This window comes from Tenacibaculum gallaicum (assembly GCF_003387615.1).
GTDB classification, from domain to species: domain Bacteria; phylum Bacteroidota; class Bacteroidia; order Flavobacteriales; family Flavobacteriaceae; genus Polaribacter; species Polaribacter gallaicus.
In genome coordinates this window covers 170,178-196,495 of sequence record NZ_QUNS01000005.1, presented here as the reverse complement: position 1 = coordinate 196,495, position 26,318 = coordinate 170,178, and the positions used below count along the sequence as shown (strand labels likewise).

The 26,318-nt window shown below is 31.2% G+C and carries 29 protein-coding genes and 1 pseudogene; 4 read left to right on the top strand and 26 right to left on the bottom strand.

Annotated features, from left to right (window positions below; genetic code table 11):
- Positions 1-11 precede the first annotated feature (11 nt).
- Both coaD and C7448_RS11155 read right to left on the bottom strand, forming a co-directional pair.
- Entirely contained in the window at positions 12-464 is a 453-nt protein-coding gene (coaD, locus tag C7448_RS11160; protein ID WP_115901459.1) for a pantetheine-phosphate adenylyltransferase, read from the bottom strand.
- Complete coding sequence (locus C7448_RS11155) at positions 464-1,447, bottom strand: D-alanine--D-alanine ligase (protein ID WP_115901458.1); 984 nt, start codon at positions 1,445-1,447, stop codon at positions 464-466. The genes coaD and C7448_RS11155 overlap by 1 nt, the downstream gene beginning before the upstream one ends.
- A gap of 154 nt (positions 1,448-1,601) precedes the next feature.
- Between C7448_RS11155 and C7448_RS11150 the strand changes: the two genes are divergently transcribed.
- Entirely contained in the window at positions 1,602-2,183 is a 582-nt protein-coding gene (locus C7448_RS11150) for a PASTA domain-containing protein (protein ID WP_115901457.1), read from the top strand.
- Between the two features lie 17 nt (positions 2,184-2,200).
- Positions 2,201-3,235, top strand: a complete 1,035-nt coding sequence (locus C7448_RS11145; protein WP_115901456.1) for an RluA family pseudouridine synthase — start codon at positions 2,201-2,203, stop codon at positions 3,233-3,235.
- Positions 3,236-3,275: 40 nt separating this feature from the next.
- On the opposite strand, the gene C7448_RS11140 is transcribed toward C7448_RS11145, so the two are convergent.
- The 9 genes from C7448_RS11140 to C7448_RS11100 form a co-directional block, all read right to left on the bottom strand.
- Entirely contained in the window at positions 3,276-4,571 is a 1,296-nt protein-coding gene (locus C7448_RS11140; protein WP_115901455.1) for an APC family permease, read from the bottom strand.
- 89 nt (positions 4,572-4,660) lie between these two features.
- Positions 4,661-5,437, bottom strand: a complete 777-nt coding sequence (locus C7448_RS11135) for a glycine betaine ABC transporter substrate-binding protein (protein WP_115901454.1) — start codon at positions 5,435-5,437, stop codon at positions 4,661-4,663.
- A gap of 101 nt (positions 5,438-5,538) precedes the next feature.
- On the bottom strand, positions 5,539-5,916 hold the full coding sequence (locus tag C7448_RS11130; protein WP_115901453.1) for a RidA family protein: 378 nt from the start codon (positions 5,914-5,916) through the stop codon (positions 5,539-5,541).
- 7 nt (positions 5,917-5,923) lie between these two features.
- Complete coding sequence (locus tag C7448_RS11125; RefSeq protein ID WP_115901452.1) at positions 5,924-7,030, bottom strand: alkene reductase; 1,107 nt, start codon at positions 7,028-7,030, stop codon at positions 5,924-5,926.
- Positions 7,031-7,132: 102 nt separating this feature from the next.
- The gene (locus tag C7448_RS11120; protein ID WP_115901451.1) at positions 7,133-7,516 is read right to left on the bottom strand and encodes a cupin domain-containing protein; all 384 of its coding nucleotides are present in this window, start codon (positions 7,514-7,516) and stop codon (positions 7,133-7,135) included.
- A 10-nt stretch (positions 7,517-7,526) separates the two neighbouring features.
- Positions 7,527-8,042 (bottom strand): GNAT family N-acetyltransferase, encoded by a 516-nt coding sequence (locus tag C7448_RS11115; RefSeq protein ID WP_115901450.1) that lies wholly within the window; start codon positions 8,040-8,042, stop codon positions 7,527-7,529.
- Positions 8,043-8,047: 5 nt separating this feature from the next.
- Positions 8,048-8,479, bottom strand: a complete 432-nt coding sequence (locus tag C7448_RS11110) for a DoxX family protein (protein ID WP_115901449.1) — start codon at positions 8,477-8,479, stop codon at positions 8,048-8,050.
- A gap of 4 nt (positions 8,480-8,483) precedes the next feature.
- On the bottom strand, positions 8,484-9,371 hold the full coding sequence (locus tag C7448_RS11105; protein WP_115901448.1) for an SMP-30/gluconolactonase/LRE family protein: 888 nt from the start codon (positions 9,369-9,371) through the stop codon (positions 8,484-8,486).
- 10 nt (positions 9,372-9,381) lie between these two features.
- The gene (locus C7448_RS11100) at positions 9,382-10,371 is read right to left on the bottom strand and encodes a polysaccharide deacetylase family protein (RefSeq protein ID WP_115901447.1); all 990 of its coding nucleotides are present in this window, start codon (positions 10,369-10,371) and stop codon (positions 9,382-9,384) included.
- Positions 10,372-10,471: 100 nt separating this feature from the next.
- Here C7448_RS11100 and C7448_RS11095 point away from each other — a divergent pair, with 100 nt between their 5' ends.
- Entirely contained in the window at positions 10,472-11,320 is an 849-nt protein-coding gene (locus C7448_RS11095) for an AraC family transcriptional regulator (protein ID WP_115901446.1), read from the top strand.
- Between the two features lie 22 nt (positions 11,321-11,342).
- Here the strand turns inward: C7448_RS11095 and C7448_RS11090 are convergent, their stop codons facing one another.
- The 8 genes from C7448_RS11090 to C7448_RS11055 all read right to left on the bottom strand — a co-directional run bounded on the left by C7448_RS11090 (position 11,343) and on the right by C7448_RS11055 (position 17,705).
- Entirely contained in the window at positions 11,343-11,735 is a 393-nt protein-coding gene (locus C7448_RS11090) for a VOC family protein (RefSeq protein ID WP_115901445.1), read from the bottom strand.
- Positions 11,736-11,771: 36 nt separating this feature from the next.
- A complete protein-coding gene (locus C7448_RS11085; protein ID WP_170137035.1) occupies positions 11,772-12,815 on the bottom strand; it encodes a DKNYY domain-containing protein in 1,044 nt (347 codons plus the stop codon).
- 164 nt (positions 12,816-12,979) lie between these two features.
- Positions 12,980-13,957 carry a DUF6630 family protein gene (locus C7448_RS11080; RefSeq protein ID WP_115901443.1) on the bottom strand — a complete coding sequence of 326 codons (978 nt, stop codon included), beginning with the start codon at positions 13,955-13,957 and terminating at the stop codon, positions 12,980-12,982.
- Positions 13,958-14,047: 90 nt separating this feature from the next.
- Entirely contained in the window at positions 14,048-14,776 is a 729-nt protein-coding gene (locus tag C7448_RS11075; protein ID WP_115901442.1) for a hypothetical protein, read from the bottom strand.
- Positions 14,777-14,923: 147 nt separating this feature from the next.
- A complete protein-coding gene (locus tag C7448_RS11070) occupies positions 14,924-15,379 on the bottom strand; it encodes a hypothetical protein (RefSeq protein WP_115901441.1) in 456 nt (151 codons plus the stop codon).
- A gap of 80 nt (positions 15,380-15,459) precedes the next feature.
- Positions 15,460-16,059: a GNAT family N-acetyltransferase gene (locus tag C7448_RS11065; RefSeq protein ID WP_115901440.1), complete on the bottom strand. Its 600-nt coding sequence runs from the start codon at positions 16,057-16,059 to the stop codon at positions 15,460-15,462.
- Positions 16,059-17,036, bottom strand: coding sequence for a dipeptidase (locus C7448_RS11060; protein ID WP_115901439.1), 978 nt, complete (start codon positions 17,034-17,036; stop codon positions 16,059-16,061). Before C7448_RS11060 ends, C7448_RS11065 begins: the two co-directional genes overlap by 1 nt.
- Positions 17,037-17,171: 135 nt before the next feature.
- Positions 17,172-17,705, bottom strand: a complete 534-nt coding sequence (locus C7448_RS11055) for a ClbS/DfsB family four-helix bundle protein (RefSeq protein WP_115901438.1) — start codon at positions 17,703-17,705, stop codon at positions 17,172-17,174.
- A 228-nt stretch (positions 17,706-17,933) separates the two neighbouring features.
- Here C7448_RS11055 and C7448_RS16225 point away from each other — a divergent pair.
- Positions 17,934-18,035, top strand: a pseudogene (locus C7448_RS16225) (IS110 family transposase); the annotation flags it as partial.
- A gap of 50 nt (positions 18,036-18,085) precedes the next feature.
- On the opposite strand, the gene C7448_RS11045 reads toward C7448_RS16225, so the two are convergent.
- From C7448_RS11045 to C7448_RS11015, 7 genes are all read right to left on the bottom strand, one after another.
- Positions 18,086-18,949, bottom strand: coding sequence for a hypothetical protein (locus C7448_RS11045; protein ID WP_115901437.1), 864 nt, complete (start codon positions 18,947-18,949; stop codon positions 18,086-18,088).
- Between the two features lie 182 nt (positions 18,950-19,131).
- Positions 19,132-19,716, bottom strand: coding sequence for a hypothetical protein (locus C7448_RS11040; RefSeq protein WP_115901436.1), 585 nt, complete (start codon positions 19,714-19,716; stop codon positions 19,132-19,134).
- A 419-nt stretch (positions 19,717-20,135) separates the two neighbouring features.
- Positions 20,136-20,558, bottom strand: a complete 423-nt coding sequence (locus C7448_RS11035; RefSeq protein WP_115901435.1) for an SRPBCC domain-containing protein — start codon at positions 20,556-20,558, stop codon at positions 20,136-20,138.
- A 58-nt stretch (positions 20,559-20,616) separates the two neighbouring features.
- On the bottom strand, positions 20,617-21,186 hold the full coding sequence (locus C7448_RS11030) for a Crp/Fnr family transcriptional regulator (protein ID WP_115901434.1): 570 nt from the start codon (positions 21,184-21,186) through the stop codon (positions 20,617-20,619).
- Positions 21,187-21,562: 376 nt separating this feature from the next.
- Positions 21,563-24,166, bottom strand: coding sequence for a serine hydrolase (locus tag C7448_RS11025; protein ID WP_115901433.1), 2,604 nt, complete (start codon positions 24,164-24,166; stop codon positions 21,563-21,565).
- Positions 24,156-24,803, bottom strand: coding sequence for a GntR family transcriptional regulator (locus C7448_RS11020; protein ID WP_115901432.1), 648 nt, complete (start codon positions 24,801-24,803; stop codon positions 24,156-24,158). The genes C7448_RS11025 and C7448_RS11020 overlap by 11 nt, the downstream gene beginning before the upstream one ends.
- A gap of 282 nt (positions 24,804-25,085) precedes the next feature.
- Positions 25,086-26,168: a competence protein CoiA family protein gene (locus tag C7448_RS11015; protein WP_115901431.1), complete on the bottom strand. Its 1,083-nt coding sequence runs from the start codon at positions 26,166-26,168 to the stop codon at positions 25,086-25,088.
- Between the last annotated feature and the right edge of the window lie 150 nt (positions 26,169-26,318).

Below are 26,318 nucleotides of genomic sequence, written 5' to 3'. Positions count from 1 at the left end.
GTTTTTTAAGTTTAAACTCTAACAGCATCAGGTACTAGTCCTGTATAGTCACCGTCGTTTCTTATAACATCTCTTACAATAGATGAAGAAATATAGCTTTTCCCCGAAGAGGTTAGTAAGAAAACAGTTTCAATTTCAGAAAGTTTTCTGTTGGTGTGTGCGATAGCTTTTTCAAACTCAAAATCAGCAGGGTTACGTAAACCTCTTAAAATAAATTGAGCATCTTGTTCTTTACAAAAATTCACGGTAAGTCCGCTATAGGTAAGCACTTTTATTTTAGGCTCGTGTTTAAAAGTTTCCTCTATAAAACGCTTACGCTCTTCTAAAGAAAACATATATTTTTTATCTGCATTTACACCAATTGCGATGATTAATTCATCAAAAAGTGTAACGCCACGTTCAATAATATCTAAGTGTCCTAAAGTAATTGGATCAAAAGACCCAGGAAAAATTGCTCTTTTCATTATATTTTGTCGTTTAAAGCCATTTCAATAGCATTTCCGAATAATTGAGACAACGAAATACCTGCATGATTGGCTTGCTGTGGTAAAATACTAGCTTCGGTTAGTCCCGGAACAGTATTCATTTCTATAAAATGTGGTTCATCGTTAACTAAAATATATTCAGAACGAGAAAAACCACGCATGTTTAAAATTTCATATACGCGTTTGGCAACTTCTTTAACTCTTTTTCTTTGAGAGTTCGTTAGACGCGCAGGGGTAATCTCTTGTGATTCTCCTTCATATTTTGCTTTGTAATCAAAGAAATCATTTTCAGAAACAATTTCGGTCATTGGTAATACTTTTGTTTCTCCTTTATATTGAATTACTCCTACAGAAACCTCAGTACCATCTAAAAAGCTTTCAATTAATATTTCAGTATCTTCTTTGTAAGCTTTTTCTATAGCAGGAATTAGTTCTTCTTCTGTGTATACTTTTGAAATACCAAAACTAGAACCTGCCCCGTTTGGTTTTACAAAGCATGGAAGTCCTACTTTTTTAATAAAAGCATCACAATCTATTTCATCACCTTTATTAAGATAAATAGAAATAGCAGTTGCTATTCCGTATTGTTTTACCACGCTTAAGGTATCACGCTTATTAAAGGTTAAAGCCATTTGATAGAATGGGGCAGAGGTGTGTTTTAAGCCAATAAGATCAAAGTAAGCTAAGATAACACCGTTTTCACCTGGTGTACCATGAATGGCATTAAAAACACAATCGAATGTGATTTTTTGTCCTTCAATTTCAACTGAAAAATCTTTTTTATTTATCGGATATTCCGCTTCATTATCGTCAACATATACCCATTTATCTTCTAAAATATGAATTTTATATGCGTTATGTGTTTCTGTATCAATATGTTTGTAAACTACATTACCACTTTTTAGAGAAATTCCTACTTCTGAGGAATAACCTCCCATAATAATAGCGATGTTTTTTTTCACTTCAAATGTATTTCAATTACTGTTTTTATCATTGTTTGCCTAAAATCCAACCGTTGGATTATACAAACTTACCAAAAAAACTCGTTTAAGACTTATTGAATTTAAAATAGTAATATTTTTACTGTAAATTTGTGCGATCTTACAAAAAAATGATATGAGTAATTTTACAGAAAAATTTAAAGGTTTATTTCAATTTATTAAAAGTAAATCTTTTTTAAAAAACGTAATTATAGCAATTGTTTCGATACTTGTTTTTGTATTTGTTTTACAATGGTGGTTAGGAGTTACAACGAATCATAATCAAAAAATACAGGTGCCTAACTTGCACAAAATGTCTTTAAGTGACGTTGAGCAAAAGTTAGAAGAGTTGAACTTAGATTTTGTGGTAATTGATAGTGCTAGCTATAACCCAGATTATCCAAAGAAATCAATTATTGAACAAGATCCGGAAGCAGGTGACTTTGTAAAAGAAAAGCGTAAGATATACTTAACCTTGAATCCGTCAAAGTATAGAGATGTGGAAGTGCCTAATTTAAATGGACGTACAAGGCGTCAAGCAACAACACACTTACGTTCTATTGGATTTAAGGTAGGAACAAAAGTTACTTGGGTTCATGATATAGGAAAAGATGTGGTTCGTGGATTAAAACATAACGGACAAAAAATAGAGCCAGGAACTAAGTTGCCAAAACAAACAACCATCGACTTGATTTTAGGTGATGGTAATGGATACTAATTTTTTATAATTGATTGATGCAGGAAGATAACACTCCAGAGATAGAAAATGATGACTTATACGAACATCATAAATTCGTAGCAACAGAGGGACAAGTACCTTTACGAGTAGATAAGTTTTTAATGAATTTTATTGAAAATGCTACTCGAAATAAAATACAACAAGCAGCCAAGGCAGGAAATGTTTTGGTAAATGATATTGCCGTTAAGCCTAATTATAAGGTAAAACCTAAGGATGTTGTGAGAGTTGTATTAACATACCCACCTCATGAAAACTTATTAGTTGCTGAAGACATTCCTATTGATATAGTATATGAAGATGATGAAGTGATAGTAGTGAACAAACGAGCAGGAATGGTAGTGCATCCAGGTCATGGAAATTATTCAGGAACATTGGTTAACGGACTAATACACCATATTGAAAATTTACCTAAGAACTCAAATGAGCGACCTGGTTTAGTACATAGAATTGATAAAGACACTAGTGGATTGTTGGTGGTTGCTAAGACTGAATATGCAATGGCACATTTATCTAAGCAGTTTTTTGATCGTACCACGGAACGCTTGTATTATGCTTTAGTTTGGGGGGATATTGAAGAAGATGAAGGTACTATTGAAGGAAATATAGGGCGTAGCTTTAAAAATCGCCTTCAGATGGATGTTTTCCCTGAGGGAGAACATGGTAAGCATGCAGTTACTCATTTTAAAGTGTTAGAAAGACTTACATATGTAACATTAGTGCAATGTAAGTTAGAAACGGGTAGAACGCATCAAATTAGAGCCCACTTTAAACATATTGGTCATACGCTTTTTAACGATGAACGTTATGGTGGAAATGCTATTTTAAAGGGAACTACTTTTACTAAATACAAACAATTTGTAGATAACTGTTTTAAAGTGTTACCAAGACAAGCTTTACATGCAAAAACCTTAGGGTTTACGCATCCAACTACAGGAAAATTTTTACAATTTAATTCTGAAGTACCAGAAGACATTACTGCTTGTTTAGAGAAATGGCGCACCTATTCTGAACACTCTAAATTAGAAGAGTAATAATTTATTAAAAGGTAAAGGCTATTAGAATGAATTCATTTTACATAGCCTTTGATGTATTTTTTGTTTCATTCTTCTTGTAAAGCCACTCAGTGATAAAACAAAAAACAATAATACTTAAAGAAACAAAGACTCCGATTAGATTTGATTCTAGCTGTTGTTTTATTAAAATTACTAAGGCGATTGTACATAGAATACAACCTAATAAAGGAATTGCTTTATTAGAGTTTGTTTCTTTTGAAAGCTTAAAGCCTACGTAATTTACAATTCCGAAAATAAGGATAAACCCAACACTACCAGCGGTAGAAATACTCTCTAAATTCAATGTGTTAACTAATATCAAAGTTGCTACAGCCGTAATAAGTAACCCGATAGGTTGATTCCAAAATTTGGCTAGAAAATGATGTGGCAGTTCATCATCTTCAGCAATTTCATAATTTACTTTACTCCCCCCGTATAATGAAGCATTGATAGCGGAGAATGTAGAAATTAATGCAGCAATGGTTATAATAGTAAATCCTATTTTTCCTAACATTGGTTTAGCGGCTTCTGCTAATACATAATCTTGTGCTTTCGCAATTTGATTAAATGGGAGGGAACCTACAGTAACAAGAGCAATGATAATGTACAATACAATTACAAATATTACAGAGTAGTAATAAGCTTTTGAAATGTTTTTCTCAGGGTTTATAATATCAGGTGCAGCATTGGCTATTAATTCAAAACCTTCATAGGCTACAAAAATAACCATACCTCCAGCAAATAGTTTGATGGGATTTTCCCAATTACTAATAGATAATTGAGCTACGTTAGGGTTTCCAATTAGTCCGTAAGTTCCAATAGCAATAAAACCAATAAGAATAAAGAGTTTTATAACTACTGCGTACGATTCTATTTTCCCAACCACAGCAATACTATAGTAGTTAATAGCTGTAGCTATTATAATAATTGCACTAGCGTATATGTGAAAATTGATTGTTTTATTTTGAGTAATTTCCCAAAGGTTAGGAGCATAAGATCCAAATGCAGAAGCATATAACGAGAGCATGACAATATAACTAATCCATAAAAGATTATTAATAGCTCCGCTAAAAATGGTTCTACCAAACCCTTGATTAATAAATTTTACAGTGCCACCTCTATCTGGATATTTTTTTGAAAGATGCACATAGCTGTATGAAGTTAGTAAAGCTAGTATTCCTGCAAGTAAAAAAGCAATTGGAGTTCCTCCTTTGGCAAGCAAAACAGCAAGACCTAAAACGGCAAAAATACCACCGCCTACCATACCACCAATTCCTATTGAAATGGCTTCTTTTAACCCTATTTTTTTGGACATAGTTAGTGACTGTTAGTTAATGTAACAGCCACTAAAGTACTTATTTATTTTAAAATATTGATTGATGAGGAGTATTAGAAAATAATAAATTACTCAAACTTATTTTCTAAAAATGTATTTGCAATATTTTGAAGTGTATTCCCATTTACTTGATACTCGTAGTCAAGTTTAGTAACTAATTGGTTACCAAACGTTACATCTTTAATGTATTTAAGAGCTTTAGGGGTTAATTTATTTACAGCATTTTTATTAATTATAATTGTAGACTTGTCTTTACCACCTAATAAACCTCTAGGTTCCTTTAAAGGTCTTATAGCATACGTATGAAAAAGATATTGTGGCTTCCATAGCGGAATAATTAGCCATTCTTTCTTTTTATAGCTGTCAATAAAGGTGTTAGTACAATCTGAAATAGTTCCAGTCTTAAATTTAAAACCTAAAGAATCTAAACCATAAGATTTTATAATATTTCTTGAAAACCTTGAAATACCCGCACCTTCATTAATACCTTGAATGGTTTTATTAAATTTTTTTGCGGTTGTAGGATTTGTGATATCACTTATTTTTTCTATATTCTTTGGAAGATAATCTGGAACTCCCCAAATACAAAAAGGTGTATATAGTGTTGAAAATTTATGTGTTTCGTTTTCTACTTCTCTTATGTATTTTCCATGAGAGGAAGGTAACCACGCACCCAAAATCATATCTATTTCCTTTTTTCTATATTTTTCAAATAATTTTTCGTGAGGCTCGGTGTGCAATTGGTAAGCTTGTCCTATAGTATCAAAATAAGCTAAAACAATAGCAGCAGTAACTTTATGAAAGCTTAGATCAATTTGACCTATTTGTAAAGGTGTAGTTTTCATGACTGTAGAATTTATTCAATTTCGGCAAAAATATAAATTAGAGTACTAGCATTAAGGGGCGAAGCATTCGTACCTTGAGCTGTTCTAGTATGTCTGCCTTTTTATCCAAATACTTCATTAAAAAGGTTGCTTGCACCATCTAATACTTGCGAATGTTCACTAAAACTTGGAGAAGTATAAATGGTACCTTCAACCCTAATAATTTGTTTAACTCTAGTTAAATCACCATTAGTGGCTTCTTTTAATTGTGCAATAGCGTGTAAAGCGCATAATTGAGCAGAAAGAGCTCCTTGTTTTGTAGTTACCTGATCTCCTAGTCTACCTACAAAAGCTACTTTTTCTTCTTTCCATGGAATTTGTCCTGATGTACAAACAATATTATTTGAGAAAATAGTCCAAGCTTTATAAGCCCCAACTCCAGGTTTGGGAGTTGGTAGTTTTAGGCCTAATGCTTTTATTTTTTCTTCAATAGTATTCATAGTTTATTTATTTTAAAAACGGATAGTCTGTATAACCTCTTGCATCACCTCCACCAAATAACGTATGTGTATCAATAATTTTGTTTAGTGGAGCATTTTGTTTAACTCTTGCCGGATAATCAGGGTTGGTTAAAAAATTGCGTCCAAAACCAATTAGGTCAACTAAATCTTTTTTTAATAAATCTTCTCCTTGCCCTGGTGTTTTGTTTCCTGTAGCAATAATAGTTCTGCTAAATGCTTTACGTAAGTTCTCTCTAAAGTTATTAGGAATTTCAGGAGCATCATCCCAGTCTGCTTCACATAAATGCAAGTAGGTAACTCCAATTTTTTCAAGCTCTTGGGTCGCAATCATTATAGTATCTAATATTTCAGGATCATTCATATCTTTAAAACTAATAAAAGGAGAGAGGCGAACGCCAGTTTTTTCACTACCTATTTCTTGAGCAACTGCCTGAGTGATTTCAGTTAACAAACGTACTCTATTTTCTTTGGTTCCTCCGTATTCGTCTGTTCGTAGATTAGAGTTACTTCTTAGAAATTGATCGATTAAATATCCGTTAGCCCCGTGAATCTCAACACCGTCAAAACCTGCTTCAATAGCATTTTTTGCTCCTATCCTGAATTCTTCAATTACTTGGGTAATATCATCTTTTGTCATTGCTCTAGGCTCTTCTACAGGCACAAAAGTTGCATCACCATTTGGAGCACCGTCAAAAATATAAACGCTAATTTCTTTAGCAGCTTTTTCAGAAGGAGCTACAGGTTGCAATCCGTTTACTTTAGAACTAGATACACGGCCAACATGCCATAGTTGTAAAAATATTTTACTTCCTTTTTTATGTACTTCTTCTGTAATTAATTTCCAAGCTTCTATTTGTTCTTGCGTATAGATTCCAGGTGTTTTTGCATACCCTTTTCCTTGTAACGATACCTGAGTAGCTTCAGATATAATTATTCCAGCGGAAGCTCTTTGTCCGTAATACTCCGCCATTAATTTGTTAGGGATATCACCAGGTTGAGAGCTTCTAGAGCGAGTCATAGGAGCCATTAAAAACCTGTTTTTTAATGTTAAACTATTTTTATTATATGTTTGATATAACTTTTCAAAAGCCATGATTTATAAAGTTTTAATTATTTAATACTACAAATTTACTGTTGTTTAGAGATGTTTTTGTTGTATAATTACATGCTCTATTTGTAAAAATATATTGTGTTATTATGTGAATTCAACAGTTGTAAAATGTAGGGTAGTGTTACCAATATTTTCCAAGTTGTGTATAAAGAAATTTTCGGCGTTTAAATCTTTAAAGTATTTAATATCATTAGGTTCATATTGTGTTTCAATTATAGAGCCGTTTGAATAATAGGAGCGTGAGATACCTTTTGTATGACAAACATAAAAATATGGTTTGTCGTGTTTATGAAAAGATAGTGTGCTACCAGCTTTTAACTGAATATTCCATACTTTAATTCGTTTGTTTTCTAACAATAATTTTTGTCCAATTTCATGACAATTAGTTCCTAATAGAGCCGCTTTTTTTAATGACTCTGTCCAAAAAGGAGACCAATTACCTGCTGTGTTTATTGTTGCTACTTTCATAAGAGTTTTGTTATTTGTTTATAGTATATAAAAGCCATTCTTTAAACTCATGTTTAGGAAGAATGATGTCTTTTTTGAAGTTGAAACCTAATTTATTGAGTAATTTTTGTGAACCAGTATTACTAGGACGTGTAATAGCCACTAGGTTTTGAATTTTGAACTCATTTACAGCTACTTCTTTTATTTTAGAAGCACTTTCAAAAGCATATCCTTTACCTTCAAATTGGGGTAAAAAAGCAAAACCAAAATCAATTCCATCTACACCATCACGATTATATAGACCAACAGTTCCTATTTTTTCATTATCAGATTGTCTAATTACAGTATAGCTAGAATACCCTAATTGTTTGAGTTGCTCAAGCATAACTGTTTCAATATATTGCTTTGCATGAGTAGTTGAAGTTACGTTTCTATCTCCAATGTTTTCAATCCATTTAGGAGAGTTAAATAAATTGAAAATAAAGTTGGTATCTTCAGTATTTGTTGGTCGTATGATTAACCTTTCTGTTTGATATTGTGAACTCATTTATTTTAATTATTTACGGGGGTGTAACTTTTTGATGCTAATAATTTATTGTCGAGAGACCATTTATTTTCTGATACTTGACTTATAATAAAGAAGTAAAACAAGGCATATAACATTTGACCACCTGCCCATTCCCAATGCTCTGTTAAACACGAGCCAAGAATAAGTATTGCAATGACAATAGCGCCTATTATAGCTGTTCTGTAAGTAAATAGACCAATGATTAATAGGATACCTATAAAAAACTCAATGAAGGGTAGTACGCTAGCCCAAGCATACACAAGAGACTCTGGAAGTATGCTTTCTTGAAATTGGCTTACCATCCAATCACGAAATGAAGGTATTTTTGGCAGTCTTGTTACTCCATGTCCGAAAAAGTTGATCCCCATGGTAATACGTAGTAAAGCATACGCTGTTTGTTTAGGTGTGGTTTTCATGTTATTACTTTTTAAAATGATACTTTAATAACTTATTATTCAACATTAATGGAATGTATAGTGTTTTAGCAGTTTTATCAAAATAAGTATCAGCACTTCCTTGAGGTAAGTCGATTACTTTTTGACCTTTATCATAACCTTTTTTGAAGTAAAGCAAGCTACCGGCAAACCAATCAGTAATAAGAAAACCATGGAGTGTTTCACTCAACCCATCTAAGTTTCCGAAAGGTTTACTCATAAATTCAATGTTTTTTGTTTTCAAGTTTATTTTAACTAAACGACCTGGTGTTTTAGTAGCAAATGTTTTAGGGTCTAAATCCATGCCCCAACCAGCAGCTATTAAGTTGTTTTTTTCTATAAGTAAGCCATTGGGCATATTTAAACTATCGTTTTTTAACCACAACTCAACCCTTCTTTTACCTTTTACTGGTAGTTTGTAAATTCCACTAAAACCAAAGGTGTTAGAAGCATAGACATTTCCTTTTTTGTCAGCAACAATATCATTGAGAAAAGTAGCATCTTTGGCTGTAAAACGTTGTACTTGTTTAGTAGCTATATCAATTTCAACAATAGTATTTATATCGGTAGTATACAGCTTTCCTTTGTAAATAGTCAGCCCTTTTGGTGCATCAAAACCTTTAAGCCATTCTAGTTCCAGTAGTTTTCCTTCTAAACTTATTTTAGAAATAAAACCATTACCATCTTTGTCTGTTGGAGCACCATTTATATTAGATACGTATAATACTTGGTTTGATGTATCGAAAACTACACTTTCAGGGTTTTTCAAACCTTCTAACTCCCAGTCTTTTTCTAATTGAAAAGGTAACTTACTTTGTGCATTGATAACAGTTAGTGTACATAATACAAAGTATAGAGAAATTAAATGTTTCATGTTTATATTTTTATTGGTTAAACTTTAGTTCAGCATTATCAATAGGAGTGTTAGGGTCGTTTATGACCATTTTTGCAATGTCATCTTTACGCATAAACACAACTCCTTCATGCTGTTTTGCATATTCAATAAATTGATTTACAACATTTACTACAGCTGGTGTTCCTCCAATTCTGTCATGTAGGCTTACGCTCATCATTCTTCTTTTAGAAGCTCCTTCTTTATAAAGTTGATTAAACTCTGTTTTTAATTGAAAAAGAAATTGATCTGGCGACCAGTTTTTACCGGCTATATTTACAATATCATTGTTGCGTAGAGTGTATGGCATAACAACAAAGTTTTTACCTCTTACTTTGGTAATAAAAGGTTCATCACGGCTTACATCATCAATGTGGTATAAAAAGTCAAGTTCTTGTAAAACTTTTAATGTATTAGAACTTCTACGTAACCAGTTGGCATTGTATCCACGTCCTCTTTTTCCTGTTATGGCTTCTACGGTATCAATTCCTTTTTTAACAAAGGCAAGTTCTTCTTCGTAACTTAAATTCCATTGATCGTCCCATGCAATTCCGTGAGCAGCTATTTCGTGCCCTCTATTAGCCATCGCTTTAGCAATTTCAGGGTATTTTATTGCCGCTTCACCTACAACATGTGAGGTTACTTTTATTCCATGTTTATCCCATAAATCCATCATTCGCCACATGCCTTCTCTAGCTCCATAACGAAACCAGCTTTCAGCAGGCAAGTCAGGATTTCCTTTAGGTAAAGGGTTTCCTGAAAAAGGACTTTCAGCTCCTTCAGGTTGTCCTCCTGTTTCAAACTGCATTGAAAAAGAAATAACTAATTGTGCTTTATTCGGCCAATAGCTTTTCTTTACTGTAGTCTCTGTTTTTGAAGAACTAGAGGTTGCTTTATTTGTGTTCTTTTGCTCTTTTTTACAAGCATTTAATGTTAAGCTTAATGCTATGATAACAAATACTATAATGCTGTTTTTTTTCATTTTAATTCTGTTTAATTAACTGTTGTGACTGCAAAATTACTAGTAGATTTTGGCTATTTTATTGTATAAATACATTGTATATTTGTATAAAAACATTCTGATGACACAGCGTTTTTATATTACCAAGAACTTAGATGTATTTGAGTTTGAAGCAGAGAAGGAGTGGGGGTACCCAAGACATAAACATCATTTTTTTGAACTAACTTTTGTTTTGAAAGGAAGCGGTAAGCATGTTTTAAATGAAAGTGTTATAGATTATAAAGAAGGAGATTTGTTTTTTTTAACTCCAAAGGATGAGCATGAGTTTATTATAGGGGAACCTACAAAATTTGGTGTGGTAAAATTTACAGAACAGATGTTTATAGAAAAAGCAACTTTTTCTACAAGTAATTATTGGAGAAAGAATTTAGAGTCTGTAATTTTTCATCGAAATATTGTTGCCAAAAGTGTGATTAGCTGTGCTACGGATAAAGAACAGCTCTTTAGGCTTTATCATTTAATTAAAAGTGAATTGCATAGTCCGTTAACCTATAGCCGTAATGTATTGACTGAATTGTTTGGTGCTTTGTTAATAATACTGTCCAGAAACCTAAAGTCGACATTAAAAAATAGTGGAGATGTTTATGATAAGAATAAAGTTGATTTAATGCTGACGTATATAAGACAAAACGTACAAAACAAAGACCTGATAAAAGTTAGCACTATAGCAGAAGCTTTTCATTTATCGCCAAACTATGTGGGGATTTTTATAAAAAAACATACAGGTATATCGTTACAGCGTTATATAATGGAGACCAAAATTAAAATGGCTGAAAGTTTATTAAAGCAAAGTAGTTTAAGTATAAGTGAAGTAGCTGATAAAATTGGTTTTACAGACTCTAGCCATTTTAATAGGACATTTAAAAAATACACAGGTAAAAACCCGAGTGAATATCAGGTTTCAAAATAAATATAAGGGGAATTAAAGTTGCTTAAGTTTTTATAGGCGAACAAATTTCTATTAAAAAACCATTAATGTCTCTTACGTAGCCTACTTTTTGTCCCCAAGGTTTTTCTTTGATTGGTTCAAATTCAATAGCTCCCATATCAATAGCCTTTTTAAAATCTGCTTCTATATTTTCAGACACAAAAACCATTTCTACTCCAAAAGGTTTGTCAGATGAACTTACTTTCTTAATTTTTTTTTTAAAGTTAGATTTTCCTAATTCGTAAGAAGCAAAAGCAATGGTTGTTTCTCCTGAGATTAACTCTCCATAATCGTTTTCTGGTGTGATAAATTTTTGGGTAAAACCAAAAGCTTTTTCATAAAAGCTAATCGTCTTTTTTACATTCTCAACATAAAGTATAGTGTATCCGTATTTCATGTTTATTTTTCATTTAGTTAATATTAAATAGTAGGTTTAATTGTTCTCTACAATCTGATCACCACGATAAGTATGATTTTTATCTTTATACAATAAAGAATGTTTTTTGTTTACTGGTCCAAAAGTAGCTACATCAGCATCTTTTAATAGTTTCCCATAAACGAATACATGGTTTTTATCTTTTGAGTAAAAAGATGTTTCAAAGATACTGAAGGTATTAGGATCAGCTTTTTCAATAACCTCCTCGTGATAAAACACATGATTTTTGTCTTTAGAGTAAGGAAATTGAATGATTTGAAAAGACGAAGCATCAGCTTTTTCAATTATAATTCCATCATACATAACCTTATTATCAAATAGAAGAAACTTATCTTCTAATATGGTTAAATTATCAATATTTTGGTAGGGTATAGAAGTGAGAGAATCTACCTTTTTACCATTTACATATTCTTGAAAATCATAAATATTGTTTTTATCTGCAATATATCTACTGTTGATTTTTTTTGTTGTAGTAGGGTTTATTGAAGAAGCTAACAATTCATAGTTTTTTAAAGAATATACTTGGTTTTTGTCTTTAGCAAAGCTGTTATTTAAAATAGTAAAAGAGTTATAATCCACATCAATAGGAACATAATTATAAAAATAAAGTTTGTCGTCTTTAGACCAGTCACTATCAATTCTTTGAAATGTTTTCGGATTAGCTTTAGCAACTTTCCATAAATGCTTTTTCTCTTGATTTGTTTGAGTAAAGTCGTGAGGTAAATAATTTAAAGCTCTATATACATGGTCTTTATCAAAACAGATGTAATTATCATCATCAACATAGAAAGTAGCGATATCTACTTCATTATCTATAATATGAGTTTTAAAGTATAAATGATTCTTGTCTTTCCCAAAATCTCTTCCTAAAACTTTAAAACTCTCAACATCTGCATTTATTTTGGTATTACCCAATTCAAACCAATTTCCCATAGGAGAATAACAGATGTTACTTTTTGATTTTGAATAGTAATAGGAATCTGAAATAGATTTATCTACAGGACCTGCAAAAGGACTACAAGCTTGAGAGATAATTGCCATTATAAACAAGAATGCTTTTAGAAGAGGAGAATGTTTAGCTCGTGTAATTTTTTTAATTATAGAATTCAAAACAAGTATGATTATGATTGTTGATAAATATGGGTGGTTTGTAATTAAGTTCATTAAATAACTATATAATTAGTGTTTGTAACTTAAATAACTTTTTATTTTTCGTAATAGTTGTATCCAATAAGCTTAATAAGTTTTTGTATTTTTTCTTTATCTGTAATTTTATGTAAAATAAAAACATATTCGTCTGATTGAGTATCTATAAAACCTAATTGAAGGTTATTTTGTCTTAAAGGTTTGTCGAAATCCTCAAAAACGTTATCAAAAGAAACAGATGCGTTTTTTGTATAATCATTAGGACTGGGTAAGTCAATAGATAAGTTATAATTATCTTTTAATGTTGATTTTAAAAACCATTCTAAATCTTTAATATCAGCTTTCCAGTCTAATCTTATAATAAACGAAATATCGTCATCTTCTAAAAGGTCTATTAGATAATTAAGTGTTGTAAAATATTCACTGTCATTATCATAATTTTTAAGAGTTTTTATGTGGTTTAAAATGCGTTCTTTTTTGTTTGAAACACATATTTCTGCCAGTTCTTGGTATGCTTCTCGCTGAATATTATTTATAGATGGACACTCTTTTTTTGTGTTTACTTTTTTATTCGAGTTTTTTTCTCTTTTTAAGTTTTCTTCTACGAGTTTAATGAGTTCTGAGAAAGTAGCTTCTACTTTAGTTATAATTTTTAAATCACAAACAGGTTTATGCATATCTGGAATGTGAAACCATTTTACATCTTTCCCACCATTACACTTTCTTATTTCAATTTGGTTTTCAACTCTGACAATAAAATAAAACTCTGTAGGGAAGTTATAATCTTCGTAATCATAAAATATGATTGAATTTGGAATATAAACTTTACGTTTGCTTGAATTATATTCAATATCGTCTGTATATAAAAGTAACGTTTTAAAAACCTCTTTTTTAGAATTAGTAAATTCAATTTTTTTCGGAAAGTTTTTTGGAATAATTGTATTCTCAAATATGTGCTTGAAAGAATTGATATTAAGAATAGTTGATTTAAACGGTTTTCCGTATAGTTTTTTTTCATCGTAATATATTCTTGCCATATTTTTTATCAGTTATTTTATTTGGTTAACAATAGTTTTTAAGATGTTTATAAGTGTTTTTATTTTGTAAAACGAAAAAACAAAAATTGGTTAATTTTCCAAACTAATTGTTTTTTCTATTACATAAGTATATAAAATTTTACTATTTGTTATTAATTTAGGGTTTGTCAATCCACTTTCCCTACTGCTAATTCGAATTTTTAAATAATCAGCAATTGTTAAAGAATCTTCATAAAACAATTTTGGCACTTTGTAGTTTCCATTTTCAGTATTTATAGTATGATGAATTGTTGATTCTGCATATTTTCCTCCCGAGTGCGTATTTGGTTTATCTTTTTGATGTACTAGTTTCCATAATTCTACATTTGCTGATATATTATTAGTTTTCCAGTCTAGTACGAAGTCTTCATCTAAAGGTATATTTTTTGGAAAACTGAATTCTGATGTTATTTTACTAGGCTTTATATAAGCTATTGGATATCTAGTACTGTCTGGTAAAATTATTTCAAAGTAGTAGGATTCTCTTCGTACTAGATTATCTGTCAAATAAACAGGATATTTATCATAATAATTTCCAGTTCTAACAAACAATTTTAATGGTTTTCCGTTTAATAGAATCTTTATGTTTTCGTTAATAATTCTTTTTTCACCATTGGATATATAAGCATTAATTTTATTCAACGATGTTTCTTTAATACCATCTTCAATCAATATTTCAACTTGTATATTTGAAATGTTATTAGCTTCTTTTTCTGAAAGTGTAGTTGTATTACAGCTTTGAAAAAGCAATAAAATAAATATTATATTGTAGTATCTCATTATAATTAAAGCAAACTTGTTTAGGAAATAAGAAAAGGAAGTTGATAGCAATTTTATTCTCTTTTATTAAGTATTAGCCAAGGTAAAACAAAATAGAAAACATACAAAAATATAGAGTTAAAAAAAGTATATTTCAACTATACATTGTTACCAACTATTTTCTTCTTTAATCAATTCTATTTGTCCGTTTACAATTTTATAAAACATCGTCTTTTCATTTCCTTTTTCTACATACGGAAGTCCGTATATAATTAATTCTTTATGCGAGTTTGTTTTAGTATTTAGAAATTGATATTTAGGATTCAATAGGGTGTTTTTGTTTTTATCGGCAATACCGTAAGAATAATAATCATCAGTTCTACTTCCGCCGCCGCCAAAACCAATTAGCATAACATCTTTTGAGTATTTATATTTTTTAATTAGATAGAGGTCATCTTCAAGTTGTTCATTAACATATTTTAACTCGTCAGAATTCTCTACATATTCTGTTCCAAGAAGGGTTATTTTATAATAAGGTTTTCCAAGAAATCGCCATAAAAAATATGAGAATAACACACCTATTGTTAGTACTATTATTAAGCTTATTTTTAATGTTTTGTTCATTTATTGGTTTTTAGAAGTAGTAAACGTTCAATGATTTCTTGTTTAGTTTAAAACGAATAATTTTTTATATACGTTTTTTATTAGTGATGAATTTCTATTTTATCTTTTAACTTTTTTTTCTCAGAATTGAGCCATTCATTTTTTAAAATACTTAAAATCATACTATTCCTTCTTGTTCCATCTGGTTTATACATATTACTTCTCAAACCCCCTTCTTCTTTACAACCTAAGCTTTTAATAGCATTTATACTTCTAATGTTATTTTTATCAGCTCGAAATTGAATTCTTTCCATTAATAATTCTTCAAAAGCAAACTTAAACAATAAGTATTTACAGTTTTTATTAAGACCAGTTCCTTGAAAATTTTTACTATACCAAGTATATCCGATAGCACAAGTTTTGTGAATAGAATTAATTTCATAAACTCTTGTGCACCCAGCGTAGGCTTGCTTTTGTTTGTCATAAACACTAAAAGCATAAGAAACTCCATTTTTTCTATCAGCTATCACATTTGTTATGTATGTATTTAGTTTTTTCTCTGAATTAGGTTTATTCAATGTATAATTCCATAAGTCAGGTTCGTTAATAGCAATATTAGCTAATTTGTTAGTGTCTTCTATTACCAAAGGTTTTAATAATACCCTTGAATTCTCTAAATAATAATCTTTTTGTAAATTCATTATTCCCACTGTTTCATTAAGAAATTAATAACATTTTTGTAACTAATATTGTTACCTATTTCAGCACCAAACTTTTCTTCAATAACTGAGTTTATTTCTTGATAACAGGTTGCATTTTCATGCTCTTTGAAGAAAAATGGTATTCTTGATTTGTCAGGGTGACTTTTATGATAAAAATAGTCTGCACCATAGCATATTGCATCATGGGCACCTAAATTAATTCCGTATTCAATATGTTTTTGAAGCGTTTTAGGGTCTTCGTTATTAACAAATGCTCTTAAAAAATTAAGACCAATTAACCCTTTTTTACTTATTATTTCTTGTGCTATTTCATTTGGTAAATTACGTGGATGGTCAAAAACAGATCGGTAATTTGAATGGCTAGCAATAATTGAAACGTTTATATTTTGTTTTGCTACATAGTTTAGTATATCATGAGCTAAATTGTCGCTTGTATGTGAAAAATCAATAGCAATATTTTTATTGTCTAGATAATCTATTAAAGCTTTTCCATCATTTTTTAAACCAGTGGTAGTATAGTTTCCTCCACCAAATCTATTTTCTGAATGGTGTGTGAAACCTATATAAAAAAGATTGCCAACATTGTTTCTTATGTTTTCAAGATTATCAAAACCTTCTTTAAGTGTAGTATTCTCACTACAAAAAGCAGATGCATTTTCAATAGCAGCCAGCATTCCTATATTATCACTATTATTTAAGTTTTTTAAATGCTGTTTTTGTATAGCATAAAGAGGCTCTTCTTTTAAATTTAAATTCTTGAAAATTTCACTTTGTTCAAGTCCTGTTTTATGACTGTTGGGTTGTGTTGGCGCAAAAATAGCCATTACTTGTAGCTTAACATTTCCTTTTTTGAGGTAAGGAATAGAGCATCCTAAATCTTTATCGTTAACACTGGAGTTAGGTTTTGTTAAATGAATTAGTAAATCACAATGAATGTCTACTATTGTTTTTTTCATATTGTTGGTTTAGCTTGCCTCTAACGATTTTATATATCAGTTAGGGATTGCATTAGTATTTATTTCAGTTATCAATTCTAAGTGGATTATGTTCTGAGCAAAGCAGAAGGGTGGTCGAACCCGCTATAATTGCAGTTATGTATTGTTATGAGTTTGTATTCTTCCTTCATTTAGCTTTTTCCATTTTCTTACTCTGCTTCTCGCATTTTTATATGGTGAAGAAGTATTCAACTGTATCATTTTTCCTTTAGTCCATTTGTTGTACCATGCTTTTTCGTACAAATCGGTATTTTCAGTATTTTTTATCAAATCTGAAATTTCGATGACAACTTTATCCAATTTGTCCAAAAGCATTTTATAGTCAAGATGTTCATAGTCCGAATAGAATTTTTGAGCAAGCCTTCCGAGTTTGTTCCATTTATACCCCGTTTCGGGAAAGTCCACGTTTTCGTTTCTGTTCATTTTTCGATTCCACTTCAACACGAGTTCGCCCCAACCAATGAGGTAAGCGACTAAATCTGAAACGCTCATTTGAGTTCCTTTTGTGTGTCCTTCGAGTTCCTTTTCCTTGGTCAATTTAGTAGGAATTATTTCCAAATCCTTTTTTAGTTTGGAATAGTTATTTTCGATTTCAAAAATTAGCTCTTCTTTGTTTTTCGGGATTGCCATTTGGGTTCTGTTATATGACGTACAACTTGTTATAAAAGAACTAAAACTACTTTTACCCGGAACCTTAAAGGTTATAAGCGGAAGTTTTTAGCAATTTTTGTTTTTTTTATTAAGCGTAAGCCAAGATAAAACAAAATAAAAAACCGTACAAAAATGTACGGTTAAAGATATGTTTAAGCTTTGATTAGTGGGTTCTGAATCCGTCTTAATTGTGGTTATTTATCTTAAGTTAGTCTAATAGCGGTACGCAATAAGCTACTAAAACAAGCCTTTGAAATAGTAAAAAGTGGTTTACCTTATGATACGAATTATAAAAGTATTTTGGTTTAAAAAAGTATAAAATTTACTTGTTTTTTACCTCAGTTCTTTGTTAGGTGCAGTTATTCTTCTTTTTCAAGGTGTAAAATTTCTTCATGTTCACATTTCATGCAGACTTGTTTTAATTTATCGTTTTCAATTTCTATAAATTCCATTTGTAAACTTCCACATTCAGGACAAGGTAATTCTTGGTCGAAGCCTATATGTTTAAAAAATAAATTTTCAAGTAAACTAATCGTTGAAGAAGTAAATAATAAAGCAATTTTTGCATCTGGATATTTTTTATTTTTTGAATGAACCACCATTGAATTATAGCTCCAAGCACTATCTACTAATTTTCGGGAATAATTTCTTAAATCCGAGTTTTGATTTCCAGGAATATAAAATTCTATAAAAGCGTTGGCTACACCTTTAAAGTCAGATTTTTTTAATCCTTTTTCCTTTATCAATTCAGGATTTCTTTCACACAGTACTTTGGATAAGTCTATTAAACTTTCTCGACATAAAAGTCCGATAGATTGAAATTCTTCAGGTTCTAAATCAATCGAAAGTTTTTCTGAAGCCATATTTAACTTTCTGCTTATTGATTTTAAATGACTAATATCTAAAGGGATTTCATCAATTATATGTTTAAAATCATTTTGATGTCTTTTAGTTAATCGTTGAGTAATTCCCATATGAAAAGAATAGGCTTCGTCTGCGGAAAAATAATGCTCTCTTTGAGTATATAAATTCATAGGTGCGTTTTCTCCTTCGACTACCCAATAAGCTTCATTTTCAGTTTTTACATTCCAAACGTTGACAACAACATCTAAATCGGTAAAGGTTTCTTCACATTTAATATTCACAATTTCTTTTATATCATCAAATGATTTAAAATACTCTCTAATGTGATTTTCAGTTTCTATTCGATATTCTGGTGTCATTGTTTAACGATGAGTTGGTTTTAATTGCACCTAACGTGTTTGTGTATGATTTCGTTGCGTGTTTCAGCAACTAAATTAGTAAACAAAAACGAACCAGAGAAAATTCCGAAGGAATTTCCAAGTAGGCTAGAATTAGCAATGAATTATACACGGTGTTGCCAACTGGTTTTATTTATTCAGTTTTATTTTCTTTTTATTTTCTTTTTATTTTCGTAACGAAACTCATACATTCCCTTTAATTCAGTCGCAATTTTTTCTTTCCATTCCTCAATTTTTTCTTCATTTTGTCCACCTACGGTTTCCTTTATCAATTTTAAACGACTTTCTGAAAATTCAGTCATAATTTCGTTGTTGATTTGACTTATTATATCAAATCCTTTTGCAATTTTTTTCTTATTCTCTAGCGCTCGTTTTCTAAATTTTCTTGCGTGTATTTCGGCAAGGTCAAACTGCATCTGTTGAAAATCAATTTGCTTTTGAATTTCAGCAACTTTTGTTGTGTCAATCCAAGAGGCATTTCCAAGAAAGATGTTTTCTATTTTTTGATTCAGATTTCGTTTCATAAAGTCAAATCCACCAATTGCGTGTGAAATCATAAATTGACTATAAACAGCATCATTATTTTCATCGCTGATTTTGATTTTAAAATCCTCAATTGTTAATTTTTGTTCAGAACTCCATCGTTTCTGTCCTTCTTGTAGGCTTTGTCCAAATGTTTGATTCATTGAACCAATTATCAAAATCAGCCCTATTATTATTTTATTCATACAGTCTTTTCAACTTGTTGGCAACGCTCTAGGTGTATGGCGTGTGAGGCGCATCCTCACGAGAAGCCATAATTGGGCCTGATTCGTTATACATTTTGTTGTTTATAGTTTCGTGTGTAGTTCACGAAGAAGGCTAAAGGTACAAAATATAGTTGTTAGCGGAGTAATTAACCTAGAGCGTTGGTAATAATTAGTAGAAAAGGAGTGTTTGTTAAAACACGGTTTCTACGTTCCGCAGGCAATTATTACCAACGGCTTAGCTATGAACAGTACGGGAGCAAACTAGCGTTTACTTTGCGCCATGCACGTAGCGAAATTTTGTTCGAAAGCGAAATCCCAAAGATTTTGCGATATTATAAATATACGCAGGCCTTAGCGTTTAAAACCTAACCCCGTATTGTTTATAGGTTTTGTTGTGCTTAGTGTTTTTCCGCACGTAGCTTTAATTCCAGATTCATTTTCTCAAAACCACTTTTAGTGTCCTTGTCCAAACTCTTTGAAAACAATTTGACCAAGATTCCACTAAAATTCTCGCTTTGCTCAAAATTGGTTGTTCCGTTTCCGTTGTCGGTCAATTTGAATTTATGTTCTCCGTCAAAAATACCTTTGAACCAAAGATGACCAAGCCATTTTAATTCTGTATTTTCATTAAAGGTCAATACAATAGGTTTAAAGGTCATTCCCTGTAATTTTATTTGAATTTGGTTTCCAACTTTTACTTCTCCAGTAACCGACTTTATAAATGAATTCCATTCAGGATAATTCTCAAAGTCGGTAAGTATTTTCCATATTTTCTCTTTACTTGCGTTTATTGTAATCAATGTTTTAATTTGCTTTGCCATAATTTTTTATTTATTTGACAAAGTTCGGTTCAAATCGAGTTCTTGCTCTTGACAAAAATCAAGAAACCTTTTTGTTTCTTATTCGGCTGAAAGTTTCGGGCGACATTCCCAGCATTGAAGCAAGATATTGCAATGGAACTTGGTTAAAAAGCTCTTTGTTGTTCTCAAAAAGTTTGTCGTAACGCTCTTCTGCACTTAGTGATAAATGACTGAATACTCTATCTTCTAATTGAACGAAACAACCTGCAATAAACTGTTTTTCCATCTCAGCCCAATTCGGAACCAAATTGTTCAAAAGTGCATAATTCTCTTTATCGATTGTGTAAAGTTCGCAGTCTGTTAATGCCTGAATATTCCATTTTGCTCGCTGCTTAAAAGTAAAACTGTACAAATCGGTTATGAAATAGCCCTTGGTAGAAATCCATTGGGTAACTTCTTTGTGATTGGAGTTTGCAAAAACTCGAATAAAACCACTTCGCACAAAACTCAGTTTTTCGCAATATAGACCAGTTTTCGTAAAAAAATCTCCCTTTTTCAGTTCAGATTTCGTGAACAAGGACGTTATTTTGTCCATATTTTGGTTTGTAATTCCAAAGTATGAAGTAATATATTTCTGTAATTCTGTCAATTTTCGGAGTTTTTTTTACATTAAGCACAACGCTCTAGGTGTATGGCGCGTGAGGCGCAGCCTCACGAGGAGCCATAATTGTGCCTCATTTGTTATATATTTTGTTGTTTATAGTTTCGTGTGTAGTTCACGAAGAAAGCTAAAGGTACAAAATATAGTTGTTAGAGGAGCAATTAACCTAGAGCGTTGGTAATAATTAGTAGAAAAGAAGTGTTTGTTAAAACACGGTTTCTACGTGTTGCAGGCACTTATTACCAACGTGTTTCAAGCACTAAAATTAGTAAATAAATCACAGATAGAAAGTCCGTGAGGACTTTCGTAAGTAGGCGAGACGCCAGCAATAAATTATATACGGCTTAAGTTAGCAATAGTATTTTTATCTTTTTAGTTTCTTTTTAATCTTATCAATATATGCTTTAGCATTATCGTTTTTCGGATTAAGCTTCAGCGATTTTTCATAGTTTAAAAGTGATTTATTGTATTCTTTTGCTATAAAATAGGCTTCTCCAAGGCTGTCATACAGGTTTGCATTTTCAGGGTCTTGTTCTATTGCAAATTCAAACATTTCTATGGCCTGATTATTTTCTTTTTTGTTGAGCAACTCATACCCTATATTGTTCAAACACCATGATAAGTCCGTATTGTAATAGGCGTCCTTTTGTTTCATAAGCGTATTAAATTTTGCTAATCCTATGGTTTTATTCCTAATAAAATCTGGTTTGGTTAAAGCATATAAATTGATTTTAGGATACTTTATTACGTCGGGTTCAATATCTCTAAAAAATAAGGTTCCCCAGTCATTGAATGCCTTATCTCCTGTATTGTTTACAATTACAACCATTCCATAGTCAGAATCTGGACAAATCAAGACACCACTTTGCACTCCATTAGAGGTTCCTGTTTTAGAATAATAATAGCCTTCTTCCTCGGCATAACCTATGTTTTGCCATAAATAGCCTATATTCTCATCATCCTCCTCATCTACAAACAAAGAACGGGAAGCTTCCTTAACCCAAGCTTCGTCTTTATGTTCAAGTAAATATTTTATATAAATGGTTAAATCTGGCAAAGTAGATATGGCGCCACCTGCTGCACCATACAATGGACTGACATTTATTTCCGTTAAGTTTCCGTTGGCATAGCCATTGACTAAGTTTTTTGAAGTCTTATCGTGACCTTGCATATAGGTATTATGCATCCCTAAGTCTTTAAGAAACACATCCAACTGATTGATATAGGACGTTTTGTTAACTTTTTCTAAGATATAAGCTAAAAGCTCTGGCCCCACAGAATTATAGTCGTACACCGTTCCTGGTTGATGGCTGATTTTTACTGATTTAAGTTCATCAAAAAAATCTTGAATGGTATAATTAACTTCATTGCTGTTTAAAGCACCACGATTAATTTTGTTACTTATGGTGGATAATCCGTTTTTATCCTCATCATCAAAACCGATACTATGCGTGAGCAAATTTTTAATGGTGACTGCTTGACCTTGGTATTCTAAATTAGAATAATCTCCATCCAAATACTTTCGAATATCGTCGTCTAAGTTTAGCTTACCACCCAAAACTGCTTTTGCAACCAAAGCACCTGTAAAGGTTTTGGTAATTGACGCTATTTCATATTCCGAGCTGTCTGAAGGTTTATTATTAGCACCTTTATCTATTTCTCCATAATAATTTTGATAAACTAATCCATTTTTATAAACAGCTAAAGCTATGGAGTTAATATTGCCATTTTTTAAAGTAGCTTCAGCATATTGGTCAATTAGATCTGCCAATTGTTTAAACTTTTTTACTTTGAATTGTTCACGGTCATTTTTTGCCGATACAAGTTGATCAATTGCATTGTCGTTTTCAGGGTTTAATGCTAAAGATTTGGCGTAATTTTTTATTGCGTTAGTCCAATCGTTATTTATTAAATAGGCTTCCCCTAAACTATCGTATAAATCGGTATTATTAGGCATTAAAGTAACACCGTATTTAAAAATCTTAATGGCTGCATCTGGGTTTTTCTTCTGATTTAACCATTCATAACCTAATATGCTAATAGTTTCATTAAACTCCATTCTTAGTAACTCTTTCTCGGAATATATATCTGGATTCATTTGCTCTTGAAGAAATGAAATGGGGTTTTTACTATCATTATATTGGTCATAAAATTTACGAGCGAGTGATGTTTCAGAAAATAAATCAACCATCATTTTGTTGTGGTTTCCTTTTTTCAATTCTTGTTTTAAATCGATTTCTATAAACTCTGTAAAATCATGGTAGAGATACACTCTAATTTTTAAAGTAGATAAATCATATACAGTAGTAAATTGTGTAGAAAATAAATCTTTTGCTACCTGCTTGTAGTTTTTCATAACATTACTGCAATAGTTTAAAGAGGCTTTAGCAGTAGTTTTTTTCAAAAATTCTTGACCTACATTAAACCATGGAAGTGTAACATCTTCTAAAGAATTTATTTGCGAATAATAAAAATTTGAAAATGATTTTTCAGATTCTTCTCCTATAATCAATTCATCACCTTCAACAATTAAATAAGTTCCTGATTTATCCACAAATACAAGTTGACTACTTGAAAGTGAACTTAAATTGATGGTTTCTAAATAACCTTTGACTTCCTCTACAGTAGACATTGTCTGCATGATATTTTTAATAGCTTTCCCAACCCAAATTTGTTTTTTCCCTTCTGTATTTACGATTGGCAATTCAGGTTCTGCAAAACCATCGAAAACCAAGCCTGCATCATTAATTGCTCCTTGAGCGAAATTATTTAAAAGACCCATATACATTACTCCGTAATCTTTATCTCCAGCAACTTCAAACCAAAATTGATTATTTGGGCTTAAAAAATCTTCGTTATTTCCGACAATGGTTCTACCGTTCTTAGTTATTTTGTACATGGTACAAGGAAGAGTTGATTGTGAGCTAAGGAAGGTTATAAGGAATACAATTATTAATTTAATGTTCATTTTCTTGTTGTTTTAACCAGTTAATCAGTGAGTCAACACCTACTAAATTGTTTTTTGCAAAAATTTCAGTTGCTTTTTGAAGTTGATTTTTTTGTAAATACTTAATAATTTTCTCATGTTGAATAACAGACTTTTCTACTGTCTTATTCATTGCCAAGTAGGCGTATTCATAACGTTGAGATTGCCTGTGAAGAGTTTTTACCATTTTTAACAATCTCTTATTCTGACAATTTGATATTAATAATAAGTGCCATTGTTCATCCAATTCTACAATTTCTTTGGATGATTTTGCTTTTAAAATTCTTGAATTAATTTGAAAGAGTTCATTTATTATATGTTTTGTTGGAACGCCTGAAAGCTCTAATGCAAACGATTCTAATTTAGCTCTTAAAGGATAAATCTCTAAAATATCTTCTTCTGAAAGTGGCGCTAATCGAAATCCTTTTCTAGGTTCAGATACAACAATGTTTTCCCATTCAAGTTGCTGGAGTGCTTCTCTCAATGGCGTTCTACTTATGTTTAACAAACTGGCTAAGTTAGTTTCTCGTAGGGGTTCATTTGGTTTGATGTGTCCCTCAATAATCAACTCCCACAAAGCTTTTATAATTTGACTTTTTAAAGATTCTTGATTAATCATAAATTGTATATTGTATACAAAATGTAAATATATCTTATTTTAGAGAAAAATGAACTATTCTATACAGGATTTTTTTGGTAATAATTAGTAGAAAAGGAGTGTTTGTTAAAACACGGTTTCTACGTGCCGCAGGCAATTATTACCAACGGTAAATTGTATGAGTAGTGGCAGATTGCGTAGAACTTTCCTGTCAAACTGCGACGCAGTTTGAGCGGATTACAAACCTTTATATTTACTACATCACCTGCCATTACTTATACAAAATGTTGGGCTTAGTTTTTATTATTCACAAAATTCTTTGCTTTTATTTAAACACCAATGTTCTCTTTCCTCTCTAATTATTGGCAATTCTAACTCAACTTCATAGGCAATATCTGCTCCATACATTTTAACTTCCATTATTTCTTCATGATTATGCCAGCCACCAAATATTGCATCACATTTCACACATCCAAATGACATATAAGAATGTCCAACCGTTTTACTGAATCGTTTTTTTATCTTACCAATCTTTATATTCTTTCCTTTGTCGGTTAGAAGAAACTCTTTAATTGCATTTTGAATCACGGGACTAAATTCGATTGCATCATTCTCCCACATAACACTCTCAAGATACATATCTTCACCGCAAATGCTTTTTACAGTTTCAGATAAAAAATAAGAATGCTGATTTGCTCCACATTTCCAACAACTTTTTTTGTAAAAATTAATCGTTATAGATTGCTTTTCCCTAGCTTTCATTGTCGAGCAGAACTTAATTTTCCTGCTTAATAAAAAGAACACAAACTCGCTAATTTCAAATAATTGATTATTGAAATCAACTTTTAAACTCTTATCCTCCGCCTCTATAATTTTAAAAAGAGGTATATCTTTATTTGCAATAGGTTTTTTATCCCAATCCCTAAGCTCTTTTGGTGGATTTTTAAAAAACCAACACCCTCTTACACTATCTTCTTTATATTCCTTTTGTTTTGCTATTGTTTTTTCATAAGTGCATGGTGACCACTGAACCTGAAATGCAATTCTGTTTTTTCCATTAATTGCTAAAACATCCGCACTCCATTTACTTTCTTCATACTCAGAAATTGCATCCCATCCTGCTTCTTTGCACCCTAATAAAATCTGACTTTTAATAAATAGTAATTGAGGGGATTCAGTTTTATAGTCTTCTGGTGCTTCTCCTTTTTTATGAACAAAATGTTGCAATCCGTTTTTACTGGTTCGTAAATAACCTTTCTTTTCTGTCTGAGATATTATTACATCTAATGATTCTTGTTTTATTCTATCTTTAAGCTCATCCCAATCATTTGAAGTCAAATAAGTTGAAATAATTTCGATATCATCTATCAAGGCTCTTAATGGCATATAAAAATCTTTAGTCTGTTATTTTGTGCACCCTCGCTTTTTAAATTAAGCCTAACGGTCTCGTATAAGAATAGTAGCGGATTTTTACAAACTAACTTTTCGGTTGAACACAGACCTTTTTTATATTTACTTACTTTCATTTTAGCGGAT